The sequence below is a fragment of the Paracoccaceae bacterium Fryx2 genome (assembly GCA_032334235.1).
In the GTDB taxonomy this organism is placed as follows: Bacteria; Pseudomonadota; Alphaproteobacteria; order Rhodobacterales; family Rhodobacteraceae; genus JAVSGI01.
In genome coordinates, this window is record JAVSGI010000003.1 from 391,262 (window position 1) to 414,929 (window position 23,668).

A 23,668-nucleotide genomic window follows, 5' to 3' on the forward strand; every position below is an offset into this window, starting at 1 on the left:
TGCCGCTGTCGGCGGCGCGCCCGCCCGGTCAGCCGTCGAACTGCCAGCCGTGCAGCGCCTGCCCTTCGCTTTTCAGCCAGCGCCGGGGCGCGGCGTGGCCGGGGCAAAGCTGCGCCACCACCGCCCAGAAGGCGGGCGAGTGGTTCATCTGCGCCAGATGTGCCACCTCGTGCGCCGCGACGTAATCCAGCACTGCGGGCGGCGCCATGATCAGCCGCCAGGAGAACATCAGCCCGCCCGCAGCGGTGCAGGAACCCCAGCGCGACCGGGTATCGCGCAGCGTCAGGCTGCGGTAGGGGCGGCCGAGGGCTGCCGCATGGCGGTCGCAGGCCTCGGCCAGCCGGTCGCGGGCCCGCAGTTTCAGGTAAGCGCCGACCCGGGTCGCCACCCGTGCGGCGTCGCCCGGCACCAGCAGCGAATCGCCCTCGATCCGGATCAGCCGCCCGGACCCGGGGCTCAGCACCAGCCCGTGCCCCTCGACCGGCACCACCGCCCCCAGCGCCACGCTGGCCGCTTTCGGCACGCCCGCCAGCGCCTTGCGGATCCAGCCTTCCTGATCGCGCAGGAAGGCCAGCGCCTCGGCCTCGCGGGCGCGCAGCGGCAACGACAGGGTGACGCGCCCGTCAAGCCGCGACACCCGCAACGAAAACCGCCGGGCGGTGGCCGAGCGGCGCAGGGTGATCTCGACAGGCGGGGCGCCGGGAAGGATGGGCATGGGGTCTCCGTGGCTGGCCTTGCCAGCATAGCCGACAGGGCGGCGGGCGAAAGCCCCGACGCATCCCCCGGCGGGCCGGATCGCGGGCGGTGCAAAAGCCTTTGACACCCGCCTGCCCTTGTGGCAAGCGACGCCTCTACTGCATCCGCCAGCCTTGCAAGGGGACCATCATGCCCAAGGAAGAATGGGGCACGAAGCGTATTTGTCCCACGACCGGGAAACGCTTCTACGACCTCAACAAATCGCCGATCGTCAGCCCCTACACCGGCGAGGTCGTCGATATCGAGATCGCGCGCCGCAAGATGGCCGCCGCCGTCATCTCGCGCGTTGTCCCCGAGAAGGACGACGACGTTCTGGTTGACGATCTCGAAGCCGATGACGATCTGCTGGAAACCGGCGTTGCCGATGACCCGGAACTGGATGACGACCTGCTGGAAGACGACGCCGACGACAACGTGTCGCTGGACGATCTGGCCGATGTCGCGGGCAACGAGGAAGACGTCTGACGAAAATCGGACGGTGCGCGATTTGGCGCGGGGTTCGGTGCTTTTCCTCTTGCACCCCTCCGCGCCCTCGCCTAAATACCCGCAGCGGCCCGGAAACAGGCCGCACCTCCGGTGGGGTCATAGCTCAGTTGGGAGAGCGCTTGAATGGCATTCAAGAGGTCCGCGGTTCGATCCCGCGTGGCTCCACCAAACTTCCCGTTAATCCTCAATGGCATGGGAAGTGCCTGACTTGAACGGAATGTCACTCGGACACCGCAAGTCATGACCCGATGTTTACGGCAGCAAAGCTGAGCCCGCCGGTCAGGTCGCGTTGTTCTGTCGGCAAACCTGAACGCTTAAGTGCCCGTCCATCGCGGCGAAGGCTGCGGCTTCCGTGGCTGTCAGAATGCCGACAACCGACCGGCGCCCGACGGCGCGAACCCGGGCGACGCAGCCCGGTGCGGGCCATGCTGCCACTCGCGGCGCATTGCGGGTTGCCTCTGCCGTGACCCGGGACCAGACTGCCGCCGCAAAACCGTGCCGGAGGCCGATGTGAAGAATACCCACCCGATCCTTGATGCCGTCGAGGCGCATCGCGCCGATCTGGCCGATCTGGCCGACCGTGTCTGGGCGACGCCCGAGCTGCTGTATGGCGAATACGCCTCCTGCGCGGCCCATGCGGATGTGCTGCGCGCCAAGGGCTTCCGCGTGACCGAGAATGTGGCGGGCATTCCCACCGCCGTGATGGGCGAGGCGGGAACGGGCGGGCCGGTGATCGCCATTCTGGGCGAATACGATGCCCTGCCGGGGCTGAGCCAGGTTGCGGGCCTTGCCGAGCCACGCCCGCTGATCGAAGGCGGCAACGGTCATGGCTGCGGGCACAACCTGCTGGGGGCGGCCTCGCTGCTGGCGGCCTGCGCGCTGAAGGACTGGCTTGCGGCCACCGGCACCCCGGGCCGGGTGCGCTACTACGGTTGCCCCGCCGAGGAAGGCGGCGCGGCCAAGACGTTCATGGTGCGCGACGGGGCCTTCGTCGGCGTCGATGCGGCGATCACCTGGCACCCCGACAGCATGACGCGGGTGGACGACCCCGAAAGCCTGGCGAACACGCGGATGGATTTCGACTTCACCGGCCGTGCCGCCCATGCGGCCGCCACACCGCACCTCGGGCGCTCGGCGCTTGACGCGGTGGAGCTGATGTCGGTCGGCGTGAACTACCTGCGCGAGCACATGGTGAATGGCGCGCGCATCCATTACGCCTATCTCGATGCGGGCGGCACGGCGCCCAACGTGGTGCAGGCGAAGGCGAAAGTGCGCTATTCGATCCGGGCGCTGGAACTGGCCGACATGCTGGCCCTCGTCGAGCGGGTGAAGGACGTGGCGCGCGGGGCGGCGCTGATGACGGGCACCGAAGTCGCGTTCAAGGTCTTCTCGGCGGTGTCGAACAACCTCGTCAACGAGGTGATGGACAAGGCGATGCAGCGCGTGCTGGACGAGTTGGGCGGCGTGCCGTTCGACGAGGCCGACCGCGCCTATGCCCGGGCCATCCAGGCCACGCTCGGCCCGGCCGACCGTGCCTCTCCCTACCGTGCCGTGGCGATGGAGCCGCGCGACGACGAAGCCCTGTGCGACTACATCGTGCCGCTGCGCCCCGGCGGGGAAAAGATGGTGGGTTCGACCGACGTGTCCGACGTGACCTGGACGGTGCCGACGACCGAGGTGCTGGTGGCCACCCACGCCATCGGCACCTCGGCGCACAGCTGGCAGATCACCGCGCAGGGCATGGCACCCGCAGCGCACAAGGGCATGACGCACGCCGCCCGGGCGATGGCCAGGCTTGGCCAGATGCTGTGCGACGACGCGGGCCTGCTGGCGGACGCCAAGGCCGAACATGCCCGCCGCCTGGCCCGCACGCCCTACCGCTGCCCCCTGCCCCCCGACCTCGCCCCGCCGCTGGTGCCGCGCCCCGCATGAGCCCTTCAGCCGCCGCGGCCTGACGCGGCGGCGATCTTCACCGAGGGGCGCTGTCGGCCCTGACACAGGCAAGGACCTGCGCGCGTCGGGGAAAAGGTGCGGCCTGCCGATACCCTCGCTGTCGCTTTAGGGGTTCGTTCTGAAATGAACCGAGGGAGAATCGTCTCGACAGACCGCAAGGATCTCAATAGCTTGCAACGGTGTCATTTCCTGTCAGGGCCTGATCAAGCCGTTCCGCGCGCGATTCTGTCCGGCAAGACAAAGCGCTTTATTCTGGCGGCGACCCGCCCGCATGTCGATATCGTCCTATCAACGGGACGGCCCATCTGGCCGAGGTCGCGATCCACGCCAACCCGTTTCGCACTCCAGCACTCGAGTTAGGCAAGCGAGGCGCCTGTCGCGAACAAGATAAACGCGAAGATGCTTGCGGGCGTCGGCTGACTTTTTCCGAGCGCCCAGACCCGGATTGCGCGACGATGCAAAGATGCTGCATTTCGCCGCCCGATTGTCAGGGGTGTACGTGCCTTGGACAAGCGTCGGCAACGGCCAGAACTGCGGCCTTGATTGAGATGTGTCGCCATGCAGCCAAGGTCGGCCCATAGCCGCCGGTCGACCCGCACGGCTCCGATCGTTAGCTTTCTCCTTGCCCCGGCAGACAGTCCTGTCTTGTGGGTCCGCTGACGGCCGGTCAGCCTTCAAAGCTGTGACGCCCACCTCGGATGCTCCTCATCAATGACGAACCTATGCGTATGGTGCCTCTGACCTTCCAGATGCGGGTGGTCAAGCGGCAGGTTTTCGTGGCTATGCCCGATGGCGTCAGGGTCAGTGGCCGGCCAGAGGCGCAACACCGCCACCACACCCGCCGCGCCGATGCCTGCCAGGACCAACGCCGCGGCAGATAGCCCGGCGCCGGCGCCGATCCAGCCTGCGAGCGGATAGGTGACAAGCCAGCCCGCGTGGCTGAGCGCGAATTGCGCGGCAAAGACCGCGCCGCGGTCGGCCTCGCGGGCGGAACGGTTGACGATCCGCCCGATGGGGGTCTGGGTCAGCGAAAAGCCGAAACCGATGACGGCCCACAGTGCGATCAGCGCGGCAAGGCTGCCCACCAGCGGCACCAGCGCCACGCCAGCGACCATCAGAGCGGCACCGTTGATCATCACCGGGCGGTCGTCCATCCGGGTCAGGATGCGCGGCAGCAGGAATGCGGCCAGCATCGAGCCTGCGCCAAAGCCCGCGAAGGCGAGCGCCACGGATTCCTCGCCTAGCCCCAGCCCCGCCTTCACCAGGACGACGGTGTTCACATAGACCATCGCACCAGCCGCGGCGACGGCGGCCTCCATCACCATCAGCCCGCGCAGGCGGGGGGTCCGGGTGTAGATGCGGATGCCCTTGGTGACATCAGCCCGGAACCGGCCACCCCCGGCCCGCGTTCGATCGGGCAGGCGCGCGGTGACCACCAGAACCGCCGAGGCAACGAACCCCGAGACCGTGCCCGCGAACAGCACCGGAAAGCTGACCACCGTCAGTAGCAAGGCCGCCAGGATCGGAGAGGCCAACTGCTCCAGATCCTCGGCCAGCCGGAGGAGCGAGAGGGCGTTGGTATACTCGTCCTCGTCGTTCAGCACATCCGGGATCACCGCCTGAAACGCGGGCGTGAACCCGGCCGAGGCCGCCTGCAGCGCGAAGATCAACACATAGACCTGCCAGACCTGATCGACGAGGGGCAGGCAGGCGATCACGCCCGCGCGGATCAGGTCCAGCGTCACCAGGAAGGCCCGGCGCGGCAGACGTTCTGCGATGGCCGCCGCCACCGGGGCCAGCGTGACGTAGGCCACCATCTTGATCGCCAGCGCCGTGCCAAGCACCGCACCCGCATTGTTACCGGCCAGTTGCCAGGCCAGCAGCCCCAGCGATGGGACGCGGTGAAGGGGACGCGGGCCGTCTGGGCGGTCGTCATCGCAATCTCTGTCGCGCAGTTCGCCGTGACTTATCTCGCACCGATCCAGGCGATACCCGGAACCGAAGCGGTGCCGCTGGCCGACGGGCCGCTGATTGTCGCAATCGTTGCGTGCTTCCTTGCGATCATCGACATCGAAAAAGCAGATCAGGCTGGGGCTTCGGAGAATTGACGCTTGAATCCCGGCCCCCCCTTGGCCTTTGGCCCCTCGCGGCAGCGTCAGGGGGCGCTTTCACCCAACGCGATCATCCTGATGTTTGACGCTGACAACCTGACTGGATGGCACCCGCGCTCGCGGGGCTGGGGGTGTGGCACGTTCGGGGGGCCGGTCACTTCATCCGCGGCGCTTCACCCCGAAATGCGGGCGGGCCCCGTAGGGCCCGCCTTCAGGCCCTTGGGGCGCGATCAGTCGTCGTCGTCATCGCGGCCGTTGTCGTCATCGTCGTTGCGGCCGTTGTCGTCGTCGTCGTCGCGGCCGTTGTCCTCGTCGTCGTCACGGTCCCACTTCTTGCCCTTCTTGCCCTTCTTGGCCTGGATCTGGAACAGATCGGGCGTGGTCAGGCCGTTCACTTCGAACAGCTCGACGAACGTCGGAAGCGGCACGGCCTGGGCCGGGGCCGTCGCTACGGCCATGGAGGCGGCCACACTGGCAGACAGCAGGAACTTTTTCGTAAGCATCGTCTTCTCCTTTGTTTGTGGTTGCAGCGTATGAATGAAACGGGCGGGCAGCGGCCTTTATTCCTTGCGGTTTCATTTCCGGGCCATGTCGGCCACCGCTGCGCGACGCATCGTCATGGACGGTCCGGGCAGCGGGTCGCCCCGCACGCTGATCCCGGGCTGCACGGTCTTTCTGCGGAACTTGTCCCTGGTGCCGAAGGTCGGGCCTGGTGCCGGGACACCAGGGCGGGCGTGCTGCGCCACCCCGCCCGCCGGGCGACGCTCGTCGCTCAGCCCCCGGCAGCGACGGTCGCGTTGTTGGCGCGGTCGGCCAGCCGGTTCTGCCGGACGCCCCAGACGGGTTCCTCCAGTGGCAGCACCCAGGCGTCCGGGCCGAACGGGTTGATCGGCACTGCCGTCAGGTCGGCCTCCGGGTCGATGTAGCGTTGCGGCGGGCGACCGTTCAACGACTTCACGATGTCCGCGCGCACCGCCACATCGCCGTGGCCGGTCGCACGCCAGACCTGTTCCAGATACCCGGCGAACTGGTGGATCATGTCGGGCCGCACGATCATCTTGCTGGCCTGGCGCCGGGTCAGAAAAGCCTCGGGGTCAACCTGCCATTCGGTGCCGTCGGCTGCGGTCACGCGAAACGCGGCATCGGCGCTGCGGTCATAGATCCGCATCCGCCACGAGAACTCGTGCCCGTCGCCGGTCCAGCGCACCTCGGTCGGGAACAGGCCCGCGCGCAGCGGCAGCGCCACCTGGACTGCCATCCAGACCACAATTCCGCCCAGCGCCACAGCCGGCAGGGCACGCGGCGCGGGCAGAGCGGGTGCGGCATAGGGCGGCAGCGCCTCGAAATGCCCGAGGGTCCAGCGTGCCAGCTGGCGTGGCCAGTCGGGCGCAAAGAAGATCGTCGTCGCGGCAATCGTCAGCCAGGGGAAGATGCCGATGTTGAAGAACTGCGCATTGGCCGCATGGAAGAAGCAGTAGACCAGAAAGGTGGCAAGCCGCGTGCGCTGCCACAACAGCAGCGGCGCGCCGACCAGATGCAGCGCGATGGTGCCCCAGGTGCCCGCGAGAATCACCCAGTCTTGCTGGAACAGGAACCCCAGCAGGGAGTCGTCCGCCTGCGCGCGCAGCCACAGACCCAGCGGTTCGCCCGCCAGCCAGTCGGGCGTGAGCTTCACCAGGCCCGCGAACACCAGCATGATCTCCATCTGCGCGCGCAACACGAAGACCGCCGCATAGGGCACCGTCGCCGGCCCGGCCTGCGGTAGCCGCCTGGCATCGACCGACAGCGCCCGCGCCGCGGGCAGGAAGCACATCAGGATCAGGAACAGGATGATCAGGTAGAAATGGTTCAGATACTCGGCCCGGTCGAGCAGGAGGAAATAGCTGAACAGCACGGTCAGCGCGATGATCGCCATCCGGTAGAACAACCCGATCATCACGAAGAACGCAGCCGCGCCCATCGCCAGCCAGGCCAGATGGATCCAGGGCTCGGGCAGCGGGGCCACCCAGCCGAAGCCGGGATAGATGAAGTGGAACTCGGGCTCGACGAAATAGCGGTAGATCCGGTCATACCTGACGAACCGCCAGCAATCCCAGACCAGCAGCGCGCCCATCGCGATGCGGAACGCCGCCAGCGACAACGCCGGAACCGGCGTTGCCAGCCGGTTGCCCATATCCTGCAGATTGCGGTTCAGGGTGGAGGTGAGGGGCATCTTCCTGTCTCCTTCTGTTGCATGCTGCGGGAATAACGCCCCGTCGGTCTACGTTATTCCGGGTGTGGCATTTCAGGATGGAGAAACTGCGGATGGCAGAGTCGGCGCCCCGGATCGAGGTGATCTATGACGGGCAATGCCCGTTCTGCTCCTCCTATGTGCGGATGGTCCGGCTGCGGGCCGAGGCGGGGCGCGTCGACCTTGTCGATGCCCGTTCGGCCGACACGCGAGTGGCCGAGATGCGAAGGGCGGGGTTCGATCTTGATGCGGGCATGGTGGTGCGTCACGGCGGGCAGGTCTTTCACGGCGAGGCGGCCATGCGCCACCTGTCGGTGCTGTCGGCACCGGGCGGCCTGTTCAACGACCTGATGCGCCGCATCTTCCGCTCGCCCCGCCGCGCGGCCGCGCTTTATCCGGTTCTGGCACGGGGGCGGCGGTTGACGCTGCGCCTGCTCGGCCGCCGCCCGCTTAAGGATCCGGGGCGGGATGCCGGGGAATGAGCCCGCTGCGGATCGGCCCCGCAGGCAACGAAGTATTCCGGTTCGGCCCGGCTACGGTCTGGGTGTGACAGTCCGCTCGACCGCATATTCGCTGGAAGATCAGGTGTATCAAGGGCACACGAACCGCCGCACATGCCGAGCGGGGCGGTGCCATGGTCGGGCGCCAAAAAAGCGGGGCCGCGATGGCGCGGCCCCTCGGCAGTCGGATCAGATCATCGCAAAGGCGGGCTTCTGTCGGCGTGCTACCTGCCCACGACGGCGCTCATTCCCAGCTGCTGTCGTCGTCGAAACCGGCATCCTGATCGGCTTCGGCCTCCGGCTCTCCGGCCTCGGCCGGGCCGGCGAACATGCCCCCGATCGCATTGGCCAGCAGCACACCGCCCGCCACGCCCATCGCGGTCTGCGCAGCCCCGGCTAGGAAGCCGCCGCCCTGGCCCTGCGGCATCGGGGCCGGCCTGCGTGCCGGTGCGGGGGCAGGCCCGCCGCCGAACAGCCGGCCGAACAGGCCGCCGCCCTGCCCGGCGCCCTGCTGCGACGCCGCAAGATCGGCCTCCAGTTCCTCGATCCGCGCCTGGGCAGAGTTCAGCGCATGTTCCTGCACCACGATGGTCTGCGCCATGAAGTAGGGCGCGGCGGGCTGGCGGGTGATGGCAGCGGCGATGAGCCGCTCGGCCTCGCCATCGCGCGGGGGGCTTTGCCCTTCCACCCGGGCGAGCTTGTCGAACAGCCCTTCGATGGCCTGCCGGTCGTTCTGGTCCATGAGTCTTGCGTCCTTCTTGCTGTCATTCTTCGCGCTGGCCGGTCAGGCTCAGCAGAAGCTGGAAGATGTTGATGAAGTTCAGGTAAAGCGACAACGCCCCCATGACGGCCATCTTCTGCCGGGTCTCGTGGTCGTGCTGCTGGGCGTATTGCAGCTTGATCGCCTGCGTGTCCCAGGCCGTCAGCCCGACGAAGACCAGAATCCCGATGATCGAGATGGCAAACTGCAGGGCCGAGGAGCCGAGGAAGATGTTGATGATGCTGGCGATGATCACCCCGATCAGGCCCATCATCAGGAAGCTGCCGAACTGGGTCAGGTCGCGTTTCGTGGTGTAGCCGTAAACGCTGAAGGCGGCGAACATCGCGGCCGCGCCGAAGAAGGCCCGGCCGATCGAAACGCCGGTGAACACCAGAAAGATCGAGGCCAGCGACAGGCCCATCACCGCGCAGAAGGCCCAGAACAGCGTCTGCGCCGTGGCGGCCGACACCGACTCGATCTTGAACGACAGGAACAGGATGAAGCCCAGCGGTGCGAGCATGACCAGCCATTTCAGCGGCGTGGTGAAGATCGGCACGTAGAGCGCCGGAACCGAGGCGACCAGAACCGCGACTATCCCGGTCAGCGCAAGGCCGAGGCCCATGTAGTTGTAGATCCGCAGCATGTGGGCGCGCAGGCCCTGGTCATAGGCGGCGGCGGGGGCAAAGCCGGCGTGGCGGCCCTGGATTTCGGGCATGGTATCCTCCTTGGGGGTCAATAAAGGCTGCCGCTCAGCTCTTCGGCCGCGGCGGTCAGGCGTTCGGCGTCACCGGTTTCGGCGATCAGCACATGGGCGGTTTCACCGATCTGGAACCAGACGAGCGGCAAGGTGCCGTAGGGCTCGGACCGGGGCAGCGTCACCGCGAAGGCGCCGGGGCGCACCGCGAAATGCGCGACCCGGCCCAGATCGGGCGTGTCGAACACGATCTCGATGCCAGGACCCTGCGGCGAAGGAAAGACCTGCGCATCCAGCACCGTCCAGTCCGGCGCGAAGGCAGGCAGCAGGATGCCGGTCATCGCGCGCAGTTCCTCGGGGTCAAGATCGGGCACCTCGGGCATCGAGTGCATGTTGAAGCGGATCGCGCTGACATCGCGCGCGGCCAGTGCCGCGGCCACGAACTCCGGCGGCCCGGCAGAGGCGTTGACGGTCGCGACTCCCAGCGGCAGCAGCCCGGCCCAGCCCAGCCAGCCGACCCCGGCCAGCACGGCAACCGGCGCAAACCGCAGGGCGCGGCGCATCAGCCCGTCACGGCGCAGCCCGCGCGACAGCCGGTCCGCGGCTTGCCGCGCGCCCGCCGACCCGGCGTCGGTCAGGGCCAGACGCAGTTCCCGCTGCAGATGCAGATCCTGCATCACCCGCGCCGCCGCCTCGGGGTGCCGCGCCAGATGCGCCTCGACCCGGACGCGCTGCCAGTCGTCGACCTGGCCATCGACATAGGCGGCCAGATCGAGATCGGTGACCGGTTCAGTCACGTTCTGCATCGCGCCCTCCCACCACTCGCAGGCCCGCGGCCCCGGTTTCGCCGTCCTCAAATGCTCTCAGGCTGGCGCGGGCTCGGGCCACGCGCGACATCAGCGTGCCCACCGGCACGCCTGCCACCTGTGCGGCCTCGGCATAGGTCAGCCCCTCAAGCGCGATCAGCGACAGCGCCTCGCGCTGCTCGTCCGGCAGGCCCAGAAAGGCACGCCGCACCTGGCCCAGCCGCACCACCGCTTCCTGCGGTGCGTCGATCGCCGTGGGAGCCAGGGCCGCCACCGCCGCCTCGCGCCGCGCCTCGGCCTGTCGGCTGCGGCGCCGGTCGATGAAGGCATGGCGCAGGATGGTGAAGAGCCAGCTTTTCAGGTTGCCGCCCGTGCGGAACATGCGCCGCTGCTCATGGCCGCGCAGCAAGGCCTCCTGAACCAGATCCTCGGCCTCTGACGGATCGCGCGACAGCGCAAGCGCGAAGCGCCGCAGGGCGGGCAACTGGCCGACGATGTTTTCAGGTTCGTTTGTCATCCTGCCAACCTTACGGAGCCGGAGAGGAGTCTTGTCCATCGTCGGGAGGTTTTTTTTCCTGCCGCCGATTGCGTTCCGGCTGGCCCGTCCGGCCGCGCGCCTTCCGGGCCGCTCTTCGGCACGCCCTTGCCGGCGATGGTGCGGGCAGATTCCGCCTCGGGCGGGCCGACCGCGTGATTGCCAATCGGCGCGATAGATGAGACACCAAACGCCATGGCCTCCGTCGCAATGATCACCAGCATGACCCGCCGGGCCTTCGTCGCCTGGGTCATCGTGCTGACCCTCGTCTGTGTCTGGGGCGCGGGACCGCGGGCGCATCTTTCCGCGCCAATGATGGCGGGGCAACTGGCCGCCCTTGGCGCCGCCACGTCGCCCGATCTGGCTGCGGTGCAGGTCAAACCCGGTCTTGTCCAGCGGGCGGCTGACGAGCGGCCTGCAACCGGCCCGCATCTGGCGCTGCCGGGGGCCGATTTCGGGGCGACGCCCGAACGGGTGATGTCGGCGGATGGGGTTGCGCCGGACTGGACGCTGCCACCGGACCGTCGGCCTCGGCTGCCCGAGCCGCGGGCGCCACCCGCCGCCTGACGCACCGGCATGTCGCGGGGCCGCGAGTCGGCTCTGCCTGCGTGCGATGCTGCGCCGGCGATGACGCGAAGCCCGGGCACCGGGTCGGTTCCTCCGTGCCGCAAGGCACGGGCGACCGCCCCGCGTGACCTGCGGCTTGCACGTCGCTTGTCCCAATTCTTGATGTCGACCCCGTCCCGCCGAGGGCGCGCCCCCGCAGGACGCCGGGTCACAAGGACATGATCATGTCGAAAACCCTGCTTTCGAAACGCCTTCTGATCTGGGGCGTCTGTCTCTGGGGGCTGCTGTTTGCCCTGCCCAATGCCTTCTATCCGCAGGTGGAGCGGCACAATGATGCCGTCGCGGTGCTGATGGAAAACGGCGCGCTGCCGCCCGACCGGCAGGCCGAACTGGATGGCTGGCCGTCCTGGCTGCCCTCCGGCCTGGTCAGCCTCGGGCTCGACCTGCGCGGCGGCGCGCATCTGCTGGCGGAAGTTCAGGTGGCCGAGGTCTATGCCGCGCGGATGGATGCTCTCTGGCCGCAGGCCCGCGACGCGCTGCGCACCATCCGCGATCAGGTCGGCGGCGTGCGCAGGCAGGCGGCCGCCCCCGGCGAGTTGCGCATCGCGCTGTCCGATCCCGCCGGGATGGAGGCCGCCCTTGCGGCGGTGCGGGCGCTGGCCACGCCGGTTGTCAGCCTCACGGGCGTCGGGCAGACCGATATCGCGGCCCGCGCCGAAGGCGGGGTGCTGGTCATCACGCTGACCGAGGCGGAACGCGCGGCATCGGACGAACGCACCATGCAGCAGAGCCTGGAGATCATCCGCCGCCGGGTGGATGAAGTCGGCACCCGCGAACCGACCATCCAGCGCCAGGGCGACAACCGCATCCTGATCCAGGTGCCCGGCATCGGGTCGGCATCGGACCTGAAAGACCTGATCGGCACCACCGCAAGGCTGACGTTCCATCCGGTCGTCGGCCGCGCCGCCAGCGCGGAAACCGACCCCGGCCCCGGCAACCTGATCCTGCCGTCGATGGACGAGCCCGGCGCCTTCTACATCATCGACCGGAGCCCGGTCGTCAGCGGCGACGAGCTGGTCGATGCGCAACCGGCCTTCGACCAGAACAACCGCCCCGCCGTCAGCTTCCGCTTCGATCCGGCGGGCGCGCGGGTGTTTGGCGACTATACCGCCGCCAACATCGGGGCCCCCTTCGCCATCGTGCTGGATGACGAGGTGATCTCGGCCCCGGTGATCCAGAGCCACATCCCCGGCGGATCGGGAATCATCACCGGGTCGTTCTCGGTCGAGGAAAGCACCGAGTTGGCCGTGCTTCTGCGGGCAGGTGCCCTGCCTGCGGGCATGACCTTTCTGGAAGAACGCACCATCGGCCCCGAACTGGGCCAGGACAGCATCGACGCAGGCAAGCGTGCCGCGGTCATCGGCATGGTGGCGGTGATCGGCTTCATGGTGGCCTGCTATGGCACGTTCGGCGTCATGGCCACTGTCGCGCTCGGGTTCAACATGGTGCTGCTCATGGCGGCGCTGTCGGTGCTGGGGGCAACGCTGACCCTGCCCGGCATCGCGGGGATCGTGCTGACCATGGGCATGGCGGTCGATGCCAACGTGCTGATCTTCGAGCGCATCCGCGAGGAGCTGCGACAGGGCCGCCCCGCCGCCCGGGCCATCGACATCGGTTTCGACAAGGCCCTGTCCGCGATCATGGACAGCAACATCACCGGCCTTCTGACCGCGCTGATCATGTTCGCCATCGGCTCCGGCGCGGTGCGCGGCTTTGCGGTGACGCTGGGGCTCGGCATCCTCACCTCGATGTTCACGGCGGTCTATGTGACCCGGCTGATCATCGGGTCGTGGATGCGGTGGCGCAAGCCGAAGGCGATCACCGTCAGGGGGTGGCTGAAGCTGGCACCCGACCACACCGTGATCGACTTCTTCCGCGTGCAATGGGTCACCTTCGGCGCCTCGGTCGCGGCGGTCGCGGCCGCGCTGCTGCTGGTCGCGACCATGGGCCTGAACTTCGGGATCGACTTCAAGGGCGGCACCACCTTCCGCACCGAGACGACGCAGGAACCGGATCTGGGGGCCTACCGCAGCGCGCTTTCCGCGCTGGAGCTTGGCGATGTAGCCATCTCGCAGGTGTTCGACCCGGCGTTCCGGGTCGACCAGCATGTCGCGATGATCCGCGTGCAGGCGCAGGCCGGGGCCGAGGCCATTGCGGCCGAAACCATCGCAGAGGTGCAGGAGGCGCTGCGGGCCGTCGATTCGGCGATCACCTTCACGGCGGTGGAATCGGTCGGCCCCAAGGTTTCGGCCGAACTGATCTGGCTGGCACTGATGGCCGTGGGGGCCGGTGCCATCGGCATCCTCGCCTATGTCTGGCTGCGGTTCGAATGGCAGTTCGCGGTGGGCACGGTCGCGGCGCTGGTGCATGACGTGATCGTCACGGTCGGCATCTTCGCGCTGTTCCAGCTGAAGTTCGACCTGACCATCGTGGCGGCGCTGCTGACCATCCTCGGCTATTCGGTGAACGACACCGTGGTGATCTTCGACCGGTTGCGCGAGAACCTGGCGAAATACAAGGCCATGCCCCTGCGCGACCTGATGAACCTGTCGGCCAACGAAACCCTGAGCCGCACCCTGATGACCGCGATGACCACGCTGATCGCGCTTGTCGTGCTGCTGGTCTTCGGCGGCGACGTGATCCGGGGCTTCGTCTTTGCCATGCTGTTCGGGGTGATCATCGGCACCTACTCGACGCTCTATGTGGCCAAGAACATCGTGCTGTTCCTCGGGCTGGACCGCAGCGACAAACCGAAGCGCGGCGCCGACCACGAATTCGCCAACATCGACGCGTGACCTTGCGCACCGGCCGCCGCAGAGCCCGGCCGGGCGCCTGCACCGAAGGGTCAGGGGCGACCCGCGCCGGGACGCGGGCGGTGCGGCCGGGTCCGGCGTCGGTCATCGGTCATCGGCCTTGCTATATCCCCCCCCGGGGGGATAGGCCCGACTGATGTCGAAACCCCGTGCCCAAGGCGCCCTGCCCCATGACCGGCCCGCCCACCCGCATCCGGCCGGGCACGGGCCGCACCGCTACCCTTTCGTGACCGGCGACCTGCACCGCCGTCGGCCGGAGCCGCCTGAGCCATGATCGAACTCGCCGGCATGTTCCTTGCCGCGCTTGCGGCCGCCACGCTGATCCCGGCGCAGTCCGAGGCGGCGCTGGTGGCTCTGATCGTTGCAGGGGGGCATCCGGTCTGGCTGTTGCTGGCGGTGGCGACGGCGGGCAACGTGCTGGGCTCTGTCGTGAACTGGGCCCTCGGCCGGTTCCTGATCCGCTTTGCCGACCGGCGCTGGTTCCCTGTCTCGCCCCGCCATATGGACCGGGCGACGGGCTGGTATGCCCGCTGGGGATACTGGAGCCTTCTGGCGGCCTGGGTGCCGGTGGTGGGCGACCCGCTGACGCTGGCGGCGGGGGTGATGCGCGAACCGTTCTGGCGGTTTGCGCTGATCGTCACGCTGGCCAAGGGCGGGCGCTACCTTGTGCTGGCCTGGGCCACGCTGCAATTCACCTGACCGGCCAGACCCGCCCGGCACCCCTTGCCGTGCCCCGCCGGACCACCGCGACACCACCTTCAGCGGCGTGAAAGTCCATGCGGCGATGCCGGCGGCTCGGCGCTTGTCTCAAGGTGTCGGGGGCAATGTCGCAAGGCCCTGCCCCGGGCCGTGCCGGAGATGCCCGGTCGTTGTGCGCGCCCGGCCGGAAAAGGTGCATCGGCCCCGGCCAGTCCGGCACCGCAGCGGCATCCGGCGGATTTCCGGTTGTCAAAGGCGGATGTTTGCGCATAGCAGGGCGCAGACACGCATGGACCCGGTGCAAGCCCGGGTGGCTCTTCCGGCCGCTGATCCGCCGGACCACCTGACCTGACACGCAGATCAACAATCGACGCGCGGCCGGTTTGGTCAGGGTCGATCAGGAACGGATTTACATGATTTCACTCCACGCTTACCGTGACCAATGGACGGGCAACATCCGGGGCGATCTGATGGCGGGGCTGGTCGTGGCCCTTGCGCTGATTCCCGAAGCCATCGCCTTTTCGATCATCGCGGGGGTGGACCCGAAGGTGGGGCTTTACGCCAGCTTTTCCATCGCGGTGCTGGTGGCGATCACCGGCGGGCGGCCGGGGATGATCTCGGCGGCGACGGCGGCGACGGCGGTGCTGATGATCACGCTGGTCAAGGACCACGGGCTGCAATACCTGCTGGCGGCCACGGTTCTGGCGGGCCTGATCCAGATCGGCGCGGGGCTGCTGAGGCTGGGCTTCGTGATGCGCTATGTCTCGAAATCGGTGATGACCGGGTTCGTGAACGCGCTGGCGATCCTGATCTTCCTCGCGCAATTGCCGGAACTGGACCCGAGACTGGTCTCATGGCTGACCTATGCGCTGGTCGCGGCGGGTCTGGCGATCATCTACCTTTTCCCGCTGCTGACCAAGGCGATTCCGTCGCCGCTGGTCACCATCGTGGTGCTGACCGGCCTGACGCTGTTCTTCGGCTGGGACGTGCGGACGGTGGGCGACATGGGCGCGCTGCCCGACACGCTGCCGGTCTTCCTGATCCCGCAGATTCCGCTGAACATCGAGACGCTGACGATCATCCTGCCCTATTCCGTCGCGGTTGCGGTGGTGGGGTTGCTGGAAAGCCTGATGACGCAGAACATCGTCGATGACCTGACCGACACCAGGTCGGACCGCAATCAGGAATGCATCGGCCAGGGGATCGCCAACACCGCCACCGGCTTCATCGGCGGCATGGCGGGCTGCGCGATGATCGGCCAGTCGATCATCAACGTGAAGTCGGGCGGCCGGGGGCGGCTTTCGTCTTTCGCGGCGGGGGTTTACCTTTTGTTCATGGTGGTCGTGCTGGGTGACCTTGTCAGCCAGATCCCGATGGCGGCGCTGGTCGCGATCATGATCATGGTCAGCGTCGGCACCTTCTCGTGGTCGTCGATCAAGAACCTGCGCCTGCACCCGCGCTCGTCGTCCGTCGTGATGGTCGCGACGGTCGTGGCCGTGGTCTATACCCACAACCTCGCAATCGGCGTGCTGGTCGGCGTGCTGCTGTCGGGCATCTTCTTTGCGGGCAAGATCGCGCAATTGTTCAACGTCACCAGCACCATCTCGAAGGACGGGCGGGTGCGGACCTATGTGGTCGAAGGCCAGCTGTTCTACGGGTCGGTCGAGGATTTCATGAACGCCTTCGACTTCAAGGAGGCGCTGGAAAAGGTGGTCATCGACGTGAGCCTCGCGCATATCTGGGATGTTTCCAGCGTGCAGGCGCTGGACATGGCGGTGCTGAAGTTCCGCCGCGACGGCGCCGAGGTCGAGATTGTCGGCATGAACCAGGCCACCGAAACCATCGTCGACAAGCTTGCCATCCATGACAAGCCGGGCGCGATGGACAAGCTGATGTCGCATTGAGGGAGGGGACCATGACAAACCCGCAGAAGATCGTCGCCCTGGTGGACGGCTCGATCTATTCGACCAGCGTCTGCGACCATGCCGCCTGGATCTCGCAGCGCACCGGCGCGCCGGTCGAGCTGATCCATGTGCTGGGCCGCCGCGAGGCGTCTGACACGCATGACCATTCGGGCGCGATCCGCCTTGGCGCGCGCACGGCGCTGCTGCAGGAACTGGCCGAGCTTGATGCGCAGCGGGCCAGGCTGATCAGCCACCGCGGCCGGGCCATTCTGGAGGATGCGCGCGCGATTCTCGACCGGGACGGCGTGACCGACATCACCACCCGCCTGCGCCATGGCGACATCGTCGAGGCGGTGGCCGAGGTCGAGGGCGACGCCCGTGTGATCATCATCGGCAAGCGCGGCGAGACCGCCGACAATGCCAAGGGCCATCTGGGGACGAACCTCGAACGGATCATCCGCGCCAGCCACCGGCCGGTCCTGGTGGCCTCGCGCGCGTTCAGGCCGATCACGAAGGTTCTGATGGCCCATGACGGCGGCCCCTCTGCGATGAAGGCGGTCGACCACATCGCCCGCAGCCCGCTGTTCCAGGGGCTTGCCGTCCACGTCGTCACGGTGGGCACCGCCACGGCCGAGGTGAAGAAGGGTCTTGAAGATGCACAGGCCCTGCTGCAGGCGGCCGGGATCGAGGCCGAAACCTCGATCCTGCCGGGCAACCCCGAAACCGCACTCGGCAAGCTGGTGGAAGAGGCGCAGTTCGACATGCTGTTGATGGGTGCCTACGGCCATTCCCGCATCCGCAACCTGATCATCGGGTCAACCACCACCGCCATGATCCGGTCCTGCAAGGCGTCGGTCGTGCTGATGCGGTAGGGGGGCCGGTCCGGCCGACAGGCTGGCGATGCGCGCCGGGCCGCGACGCCCCGGTGCGGGAGGCGCCGGCCCGCGGGCCGGGCGGTCGAAGGCGGCAGAGGGGTCGGCCCGTTTGCGGGCATCGCCACCGGGCCGACCTGATGCGACGCATGTTGGCGCCAGACAGCCGGATGTCGCAAGCCTGCCCGCACGCGGGGTTCAGCCCGGAACGCCGCCCGGCGTCCCGCCCGCCAGGCCCAGCGCGGCGACCGCATCCAGCAGCGCCGTCCGGACCAGATCGAGCCCGGCCTCGTCCTCGCCCGTCGGCTGAAGCAGGGCGATGTCGCGGCTGGCCCCTTCGGCGCGCAGAAGCCGGAGAACGACATCCCTGCGGATGGCGGCCTGCTCGCGGGCATAAAGCTCGGGCAGGATCGCGATGCCCGCGCCCGAGGCCGCCATGAGGCGCACCGAGTCGAGGCTGGTGCCCTCGTAATCGTCCGAGACGATGCCGCCGCAGGCCGAGGCAAGCGCATGGACGATCCGCGACAGCCGGTGCCCGCGGTCAAGCGTCAGGAAGACCCGCCCGCGCAGATCCCCGGCGGCCACCGGCGCCTCGGAGGCCGCCAGCGGGTCGTCGCGCGCCACCGCGATCCACAGCCTTTCGCCGAACAGCCGGACCTGGCGCGTGTTCGGATGATCCTCGGGGGTCGAGACGATCAGGTCGAAGCGGCCGGCGCGCAGGCCCTGCTCCAGCCCCTGGGTATTCTCCTCGCGCACCGCCACGCGGAGGTCGGGGTGCTGGCGGTGAATCGACGCGATCGCCCGCGGCAGAAGATAGGGCCCGATCGAAGGCAGCACGCCCAGCCGCAGCCGACCGCCGAACGGCAGGCCGTGGGTGACGCTGGCGCGCAGGTCCTCGACCTCGCGCAGGATCTTCTGGGCGCGCCGGATCACCTCGGCGCCCGCGGCGGTGGGCTGAACACCCTGTCGGCCGCGCAGGAACAGACGCGTGCCGAGGTCGGCCTCTACCTCGGCGATCTGTGCCGAAAGGCTGGGCTGGCTGACGTTCAGCGATTCGGCGGCAAGTCCGAAGCGGCCGTGACGGGCCACGGCGACGATGTATTCGAGTTGACGCAGGGTGGGGCGCATTTTCATAGCCTTGAACTATGGAAAGGTTAGAAACGATGTATTGGGCTTATGCAAGCGGCCAGTGCATCCGGGCGGTGACCTCAGCAAGGAGCCCGCCGTGCCGTCCACCCTCGATATCCTGACCGGAAACCTTCTGGTGCCGACCATCCTGTTCTTTGCGCTTGGCCTGATCGCGGCCTTCGCGCGTAGCGACCTGTCGATCCCCGGTGGCGCGGCGAAGTTCATGTCGATCTACCTGCTGCTGGCCATCGGCTTCAAGGGCGGGGTCAGCCTTGCCGACCATGGCGTCAGTTCGGACCTGTTCTTGGCGCTGCTGGCCGGGGTGGCGCTGTCGCTGGCGGTCCCCTTCGTGGCCTTCGCGCTGCTGCGGGTGATGTCGCGGCTCGACCGGCTGAATGCGGCGGCGGTGGCGGGGCACTACGGGTCAATCTCGATCGTGACCTTCGTCACCGCGACCAGCCTGCTCGACACGGCGGGCATCGCCTACGACGGCTACATGGTGGCCGTCGCCGCGGCGATGGAGGCGCCGGCCATCGTCTCGGCGCTGTGGCTGGCCCATCGCGGCGGCGGGGCTGCGGCGCGGCCGATCCGGCTGGGGCGCGAACTGCTGGCCAACGGCTCGATCGTGCTGCTGGTCGGCGCCTTCGCCATCGGCGCGTTGACCGGCGGCCGCGGGATGGAGATGATCGCGCCCTTCATCGTGACGCCCTTCACCGGCATCCTGTGCCTGTTCCTGCTTGACATGGGCGTGACCGCGGGGCGCAGCCTGATCGGAAACCGCCACCTGCTGTCGCCCGGCCTGCTGGCGGCGGGGGTGCTGATTCCGCTGGCCGGGGCGGCGATGGCGCTGGGGCTGGGGGGGCTGGTCGGGCTGTCGGGCGGCAGCCTGTTCCTGCTGACGGTGCTGGCGGCCTCGGCCTCCTACATCGCGGTTCCGGCGGCGATGCGCATTGCGCTGCCCGAGGCCGAACCGGGGATCTACCTGACCATGTCGCTGGGCGTCACCTTTCCCTTCAACCTGACGCTGGGCCTGCCGCTTTACCTCTGGCTGGCGACCTGACGGGGCGTGGCGGGGTCGGCGCGGTCCGGGTCAGATGGGCAAGAAAGGCCGCCGCCACCACCGACAGGTGCTTGCCGCGCGGATAGGCCACGTTCCAGACCCGCATCAGCGGAAAGCCCTGCACGTCCAGCGCCACCAGCCGGGGCGTCGCCGCCTCGGCCGCCATCGTGTCCTGCGACAGGATCGCCAGCCCCAGCCCCGCCACCACCGCCTCCTTGATCGCCTCGTTCGAGCCCAGCTCCATCCGCACCCGTGGCCGGATGCCGCACTCGGCAAAGAACCTCTCGGCGGCGGCGCGGGTGCCCGACCCCGGCTCGCGCAGGATGAAGGGCTCTCCGGCCAGCTGCGCGAACGGCAGGTCGCGCGCGCGCGCCAGCGGATGATCGGCCCGCGCCAGCAGCAGGATCGGATTGCGCGCCACGGGCGTTGCCACCACATCCAGCCCCTCGGGCGGCTGGCCCAGGATGCAGAGGTCGTCCTCGTTCGCGGCCAGCCGCGCGATCACCGTCTGGCGGTTGGTGACGGTCAGCGCCACCTCGACGCCAGGGTTCAGGGTGCAGAACTCTCCAAGCCGACGGGGCAGAAAATACTGCACTGTCGAGACGATAGCGATCTTCAGCCGCCCCCGCCGCAGGCCCTGGAGGTCGGCCAGCTGCATCTCCAGCCGCTCGATCCCCCCCAGCGTCTCGCGCGCGGTTTCGACCACCGCCCGCCCCGCTTCGGTCAGGTAAAGCCGCTTGCCGATCCGGTCCAGCAACGGCAGCCCGAGCGACTCTTCCAACTGCTTGACCTGCGCAAAGACCGCAGGCTGGGTCAGGTGCAGCTCTTCGGCGGCGCGGGTGTAGCTGGCGTGCCGCGCCACCGCGGCGAACACCTGCAACTGTCGGAACGTGCAGCGCATGATAACCTTTTCCCTGTTCTGAGACTAAAAACTATTCAGTTTGGTTTATTCATGCAAGGCGGCATACGGAAACCGACCCGAGACATCGGGCAAAGGCAAGCGAGGAACCCATGGCCGCAAAGACATATGACGCCGGTGTGAAGGACTACCGCTCCATCTACTGGGAGCCGCAATATCAGGTGAAGGACAGCGACATCCTTGCCGTGTTCAAGGTGGTGCCCCAGGCGGGCGTGAGCCGCGAGGAGGCCGCAGCAGCGGTCGCCGCCGAAAGCTCGACCGCCACCTGGACGACGGTCTGGACCGACCTTCTGACCGATCTGGACTATTACAAGGGCCGCGCCTACGCGATCGAAGACGTGCCGGGCAGCGACGATGCCTTCTATGCCTTCATCGCCTATCCGATGGACCTGTTCGAGGAAGGCTCGGTCGTCAACGTCTTCACCTCGCTGGTGGGCAACGTCTTCGGCTTCAAGGCGGTGCGCGCCCTGCGGCTGGAGGATGTGCGCTTCCCGCTGTGGTTCGTGATGACCTGCCCCGGCGCGCCGCACGGGATGAAGGTCGAACGCGACCTGCTGGACAAATACGGCCGCCCGCTTCTGGGCTGCACCATCAAGCCGAAGCTGGGGCTTTCGGCCAAGAACTACGGGCGCGCGGTCTATGAATGCCTGCGCGGCGGGCTCGACTTCACCAAGGACGACGAGAACGTGAACTCGCAGCCCTTCCTGCGCTGGCGCGACCGCTTCCTGTTCTGCCAGGAGGCGATCGTCAAGGCCGAGGCCGAGACCTCCGAGCGCAAGGGCCACTACATGAACGTGACCGCCGGCACGATGGAGGAAATGTACGAGCGCGCCGAGTTCGCCAAGGAGATCGGCACCCCGATCATCATGTCGGATTATCTGACCGTCGGCTGGTCGGCGCACACCAGCCTGTCGCGCTGGTGCCGCAAGAACGGGATGCTGCTGCACGTTCACCGCGCCATGCACGCCGTGATGGACCGCAACCCGAACCACGGCATCAACTTCCGGGTGCTGGCCAAGATCCTGCGGCTGATGGGCGGCGACCACCTGCATTCCGGCACCGTGGTCGGCAAGCTGGAAGGCGACCGCGAAGCCACCATCGGCTGGATCAACCTGCTGCGCGACCGCTTCATCAAGACCGACCGGTCGCGCGGGATCTTCTTCGATCAGGACTGGGGGCCGCAGCCGGGCGTGTTCCCGGTGGCCTCGGGCGGCATCCATGTCTGGCACATGCCGGCGCTGGTCTCGATCTTCGGCAATGACTCGGTGCTGCAGTTCGGCGGCGGCACGCTGGGCCACCCCTGGGGCAACGCCGCGGGCGCCTGCGCCAACCGCGTGGCGCTGGAAGCCTGCGTTCAGGCCCGCAACGACGGCCGCGACCTGGAAAAGGAAGGCAAGGAAATCCTGACCAAGGCCGCCAGGACCAGCCCCGAATTGCGGATGGCGATGGAGACCTGGAAAGAGATCCGCTTCGAATTCGACACCGTCGACAAGCTCGACGTGCAGCACCGCTGAGCCACAGGAAAGGACACCACAATGAGCGTTCAGGATTACAAGTCGCGGCTGTCGGACCCGGCCAGCCGCAAGATGGGCACCTTTTCCTATCTGCCGCCGATGACCGAGGACGAGATCCGCAGTCAGGTCGTGTGGATCGTGAAGAACGGCTGGAATCCGGCCATCGAACATACCGAGCCGCAATTTGCCGCGGGCACCTACTGGTACATGTGGAAGCTGCCGATGTTCGGGGAAACCGATGTCGATGTGATCCTCGCCGAGCTGAAAGCCTGTCATGAGGCCAACCCCGACAACCACGTCCGGCTGATCGGCTACGACAACCTGTCGCAGAGCCAGGGCGCCAACATGGTCGTGTATCGCGGCGCGGCCGTCTGATCCCGCCGCCCGCCACCCCATGCGGTGGCGGGCGGCACCCTGCCCGCCGCATCCTTTCCGCAGCGGGCCCCAGCCGCGCCCGTTGCGCGGCCCCCCCTTTCCCCGAGGTCATCATGGACGAAATCACCCGACCCTTCCGCATCGCCGACGAGCCCTGGTATCGCCCCGTGGCCGACGAGATCGCGTTGTTCGAGGCGGCCCATGCCGCGCACATGCCCGTCATGCTGAAAGGCCCCACCGGCTGCGGCAAGACCCGCTTTGTCGAGCACATGGCCTGGCGGCTGGGCAAGCCGCTGGTCACCGTCGCCTGCAACGAGGACATGACCGCATCGGACCTTGTCGGCCGCTTCCTGCTGGATGCGCAAGGCACGCGCTGGCAGGATGGCCCGCTGACCTTCGCCGCCCGTCACGGCGCGATCTGCTATCTGGATGAGGTGGTCGAGGCGCGGCAGGATACCACCGTGGTGATCCACCCGCTGACCGACAACCGCCGCGTGCTGCCGCTGGAAAAGAAGGGCGAGCTCTTGCGCGCGCACCCCGACTTCCATCTCGTGATCAGCTACAACCCCGGCTACCAGAGCCTGATGAAGGATCTGAAGCAATCCACCAAGCAGCGGTTCGGCGCGCTGGATTTCAGCTGGCCCGACCATGGCGTGGAGGTCGAGATCGTGGCGCACGAGGCGGGCGTGGACCGCGCGACCGCCGACAAGCTGGTCTCGATCGCCGAGCGGGCGCGCAACCTGAAGGGCCACGGGCTGGACGAGGGCATCTCGACCCGGATGCTGGTCCATGCCGGCGGGCTGATCGCGCAAGGGGTAGCACCGGTCCCGGCCTGCCGGATGGCGCTGGTCCGACCGATCACCGACGATCCCGACATGCGCGACGCGCTCGACGCCGCCGTCATCACCTTTTTCTGAGGTCTGGCC

General features: G+C 68.0%; 24 protein-coding genes, 1 tRNA gene and 1 other annotated feature. Of the genes, 14 read left to right on the plus strand and 11 right to left on the minus strand.

Features of this window, described 5'->3' with window-relative positions; all coding sequences use genetic code 11:
* Positions 1 to 28: 28 nt before the first annotated feature.
* Positions 29 to 715: a SprT family zinc-dependent metalloprotease gene (locus RNZ50_02955; protein MDT8854005.1), complete on the minus strand. Its 687-nt coding sequence runs from the start codon at positions 713 to 715 to the stop codon at positions 29 to 31.
* A gap of 170 nt (positions 716 to 885) precedes the next feature.
* On the opposite strand from RNZ50_02955, the gene RNZ50_02960 reads away from it, so the two are divergent.
* From RNZ50_02960 to RNZ50_02970, 3 genes are all read left to right on the plus strand, one after another.
* Positions 886 to 1,221, plus strand: coding sequence for a TIGR02300 family protein (locus RNZ50_02960; GenBank protein ID MDT8854006.1), 336 nt, complete (start codon positions 886 to 888; stop codon positions 1,219 to 1,221).
* A gap of 113 nt (positions 1,222 to 1,334) precedes the next feature.
* Positions 1,335 to 1,410, plus strand: a tRNA-Ala gene (locus RNZ50_02965).
* 342 nt (positions 1,411 to 1,752) lie between these two features.
* Positions 1,753 to 3,174 (plus strand): amidohydrolase, encoded by a 1,422-nt coding sequence (locus tag RNZ50_02970; GenBank protein ID MDT8854007.1) that lies wholly within the window; start codon positions 1,753 to 1,755, stop codon positions 3,172 to 3,174.
* A 695-nt stretch (positions 3,175 to 3,869) separates the two neighbouring features.
* On the opposite strand, the gene RNZ50_02975 is transcribed toward RNZ50_02970, so the two are convergent.
* The gene (locus RNZ50_02975; protein MDT8854008.1) at positions 3,870 to 5,039 is read right to left on the minus strand and encodes an MFS transporter; all 1,170 of its coding nucleotides are present in this window, start codon (positions 5,037 to 5,039) and stop codon (positions 3,870 to 3,872) included.
* A 57-nt stretch (positions 5,040 to 5,096) separates the two neighbouring features.
* Between RNZ50_02975 and RNZ50_02980 the strand changes: the two genes are divergently transcribed.
* Positions 5,097 to 5,303 (plus strand): hypothetical protein, encoded by a 207-nt coding sequence (locus RNZ50_02980; GenBank protein MDT8854009.1) that lies wholly within the window; start codon positions 5,097 to 5,099, stop codon positions 5,301 to 5,303.
* A gap of 233 nt (positions 5,304 to 5,536) precedes the next feature.
* Here the strand turns inward: RNZ50_02980 and RNZ50_02985 are convergent, their stop codons facing one another.
* Positions 5,537 to 5,809 (minus strand): hypothetical protein, encoded by a 273-nt coding sequence (locus RNZ50_02985; GenBank protein ID MDT8854010.1) that lies wholly within the window; start codon positions 5,807 to 5,809, stop codon positions 5,537 to 5,539.
* Between the two features lie 269 nt (positions 5,810 to 6,078).
* Positions 6,079 to 7,518 (minus strand): HTTM domain-containing protein, encoded by a 1,440-nt coding sequence (locus RNZ50_02990; protein MDT8854011.1) that lies wholly within the window; start codon positions 7,516 to 7,518, stop codon positions 6,079 to 6,081.
* A gap of 92 nt (positions 7,519 to 7,610) precedes the next feature.
* Between RNZ50_02990 and RNZ50_02995 the strand changes: the two genes are divergently transcribed.
* Positions 7,611 to 8,018, plus strand: a complete 408-nt coding sequence (locus RNZ50_02995; protein MDT8854012.1) for a DCC1-like thiol-disulfide oxidoreductase family protein — start codon at positions 7,611 to 7,613, stop codon at positions 8,016 to 8,018.
* Between the two features lie 262 nt (positions 8,019 to 8,280).
* Here RNZ50_02995 and RNZ50_03000 read toward each other — a convergent pair whose 3' ends face one another.
* The 5 genes from RNZ50_03000 to RNZ50_03020 are packed head-to-tail and all read right to left on the minus strand — an operon-like array spanning position 8,281 to position 11,055.
* Positions 8,281 to 8,778, minus strand: coding sequence for a DUF2076 domain-containing protein (locus RNZ50_03000; GenBank protein MDT8854013.1), 498 nt, complete (start codon positions 8,776 to 8,778; stop codon positions 8,281 to 8,283).
* 22 nt (positions 8,779 to 8,800) lie between these two features.
* Positions 8,801 to 9,511 carry a Bax inhibitor-1/YccA family protein gene (locus tag RNZ50_03005; protein ID MDT8854014.1) on the minus strand — a complete coding sequence of 237 codons (711 nt, stop codon included), beginning with the start codon at positions 9,509 to 9,511 and terminating at the stop codon, positions 8,801 to 8,803.
* 17 nt (positions 9,512 to 9,528) lie between these two features.
* Positions 9,529 to 10,296, minus strand: a complete 768-nt coding sequence (locus RNZ50_03010) for an anti-sigma factor (GenBank protein MDT8854015.1) — start codon at positions 10,294 to 10,296, stop codon at positions 9,529 to 9,531.
* On the minus strand, positions 10,280 to 10,813 hold the full coding sequence (locus RNZ50_03015) for a sigma-70 family RNA polymerase sigma factor (protein MDT8854016.1): 534 nt from the start codon (positions 10,811 to 10,813) through the stop codon (positions 10,280 to 10,282). The genes RNZ50_03010 and RNZ50_03015 overlap by 17 nt, the downstream gene beginning before the upstream one ends.
* Positions 10,810 to 11,055: a hypothetical protein gene (locus RNZ50_03020; GenBank protein ID MDT8854017.1), complete on the minus strand. Its 246-nt coding sequence runs from the start codon at positions 11,053 to 11,055 to the stop codon at positions 10,810 to 10,812. The genes RNZ50_03015 and RNZ50_03020 overlap by 4 nt, the downstream gene beginning before the upstream one ends.
* On the opposite strand from RNZ50_03020, the gene RNZ50_03025 reads away from it, so the two are divergent.
* From RNZ50_03025 to RNZ50_03045, 5 genes are all read left to right on the plus strand, one after another.
* A complete protein-coding gene (locus RNZ50_03025) occupies positions 11,054 to 11,398 on the plus strand; it encodes a hypothetical protein (GenBank protein MDT8854018.1) in 345 nt (114 codons plus the stop codon). The genes RNZ50_03020 and RNZ50_03025 overlap by 2 nt on opposite strands.
* 224 nt (positions 11,399 to 11,622) lie before the next feature.
* Positions 11,623 to 14,253 (plus strand): protein translocase subunit SecD, encoded by a 2,631-nt coding sequence (gene secD, locus RNZ50_03030; GenBank protein MDT8854019.1) that lies wholly within the window; start codon positions 11,623 to 11,625, stop codon positions 14,251 to 14,253.
* 288 nt (positions 14,254 to 14,541) lie between these two features.
* Positions 14,542 to 14,970, plus strand: a complete 429-nt coding sequence (locus tag RNZ50_03035) for a YqaA family protein (GenBank protein ID MDT8854020.1) — start codon at positions 14,542 to 14,544, stop codon at positions 14,968 to 14,970.
* 288 nt (positions 14,971 to 15,258) lie between these two features.
* Positions 15,259 to 15,314 (plus strand) — a sequence feature (sul1 is cis-regulatory element that is thought to sense ions involved in sulfur or methionine metabolism; They are found in Alphaproteobacteria).
* Positions 15,315 to 15,383: 69 nt separating this feature from the next.
* The gene (locus tag RNZ50_03040; GenBank protein ID MDT8854021.1) at positions 15,384 to 16,874 is read left to right on the plus strand and encodes a SulP family inorganic anion transporter; all 1,491 of its coding nucleotides are present in this window, start codon (positions 15,384 to 15,386) and stop codon (positions 16,872 to 16,874) included.
* 11 nt (positions 16,875 to 16,885) lie between these two features.
* Positions 16,886 to 17,746, plus strand: coding sequence for a universal stress protein (locus tag RNZ50_03045; GenBank protein MDT8854022.1), 861 nt, complete (start codon positions 16,886 to 16,888; stop codon positions 17,744 to 17,746).
* A 198-nt stretch (positions 17,747 to 17,944) separates the two neighbouring features.
* Here RNZ50_03045 and RNZ50_03050 read toward each other — a convergent pair whose 3' ends face one another.
* Entirely contained in the window at positions 17,945 to 18,874 is a 930-nt protein-coding gene (locus tag RNZ50_03050; protein MDT8854023.1) for a LysR substrate-binding domain-containing protein, read from the minus strand.
* Between the two features lie 97 nt (positions 18,875 to 18,971).
* Between RNZ50_03050 and RNZ50_03055 the strand changes: the two genes are divergently transcribed.
* Positions 18,972 to 19,934, plus strand: coding sequence for a sodium-dependent bicarbonate transport family permease (locus RNZ50_03055; protein MDT8854024.1), 963 nt, complete (start codon positions 18,972 to 18,974; stop codon positions 19,932 to 19,934).
* Here the strand turns inward: RNZ50_03055 and RNZ50_03060 are convergent.
* Positions 19,888 to 20,835 carry a LysR family transcriptional regulator gene (locus RNZ50_03060; protein MDT8854025.1) on the minus strand — a complete coding sequence of 316 codons (948 nt, stop codon included), beginning with the start codon at positions 20,833 to 20,835 and terminating at the stop codon, positions 19,888 to 19,890. The two genes, RNZ50_03055 and RNZ50_03060, sit on opposite strands and share 47 nt — an antisense overlap.
* Positions 20,836 to 20,945: 110 nt before the next feature.
* Between RNZ50_03060 and RNZ50_03065 the strand changes: the two genes are divergently transcribed.
* The 3 genes from RNZ50_03065 to RNZ50_03075 all read left to right on the plus strand — a co-directional run bounded on the left by RNZ50_03065 (position 20,946) and on the right by RNZ50_03075 (position 23,659).
* Positions 20,946 to 22,367, plus strand: a complete 1,422-nt coding sequence (locus tag RNZ50_03065) for a form I ribulose bisphosphate carboxylase large subunit (protein MDT8854026.1) — start codon at positions 20,946 to 20,948, stop codon at positions 22,365 to 22,367.
* A gap of 21 nt (positions 22,368 to 22,388) precedes the next feature.
* Positions 22,389 to 22,742, plus strand: coding sequence for a ribulose bisphosphate carboxylase small subunit (locus tag RNZ50_03070; protein MDT8854027.1), 354 nt, complete (start codon positions 22,389 to 22,391; stop codon positions 22,740 to 22,742).
* A gap of 113 nt (positions 22,743 to 22,855) precedes the next feature.
* Positions 22,856 to 23,659: a CbbQ/NirQ/NorQ/GpvN family protein gene (locus RNZ50_03075; protein ID MDT8854028.1), complete on the plus strand. Its 804-nt coding sequence runs from the start codon at positions 22,856 to 22,858 to the stop codon at positions 23,657 to 23,659.
* The last annotated feature ends 9 nt before the right edge of the window (positions 23,660 to 23,668 follow it).